This is a genomic window from Rhizobium ecuadorense (assembly GCF_001187535.1).
Lineage (GTDB): Bacteria > Pseudomonadota > Alphaproteobacteria > Rhizobiales > Rhizobiaceae > Rhizobium > Rhizobium ecuadorense.
In genome coordinates, this window is the sequence record NZ_LFIO01000430.1 from 1 (window position 1) to 207 (window position 207).

At 52.7% G+C, this 207-nt stretch carries 1 protein-coding gene; it reads right to left on the bottom strand.

Annotated features, from left to right (window positions below; translation table 11 throughout):
- Positions 1 to 207 (bottom strand): hypothetical protein (locus AF337_RS10985; RefSeq protein ID WP_152970975.1); only part of this gene is annotated, 207 nt, incomplete at both ends.

Here is a 207-nt window from a genome sequence, read left to right on the forward strand (position 1 = left end):
GCATAGGCCTGGTCGAACAGATCCCGCACGAAATTGAAGGAATACTGGTCGAGAACCTCCTGCTCGTAATAGCCCTCGGTCACGAGGTAATCGAGCTTTTCCCTCAGATTGTGGAAGAACACCGTGTTCTGGTTCACATGCTGGAGGAGATATTGCTTGGCCGCCAAACGATCCTTGTCGAGCTGAATCCGCCCCTCATCGTCATAG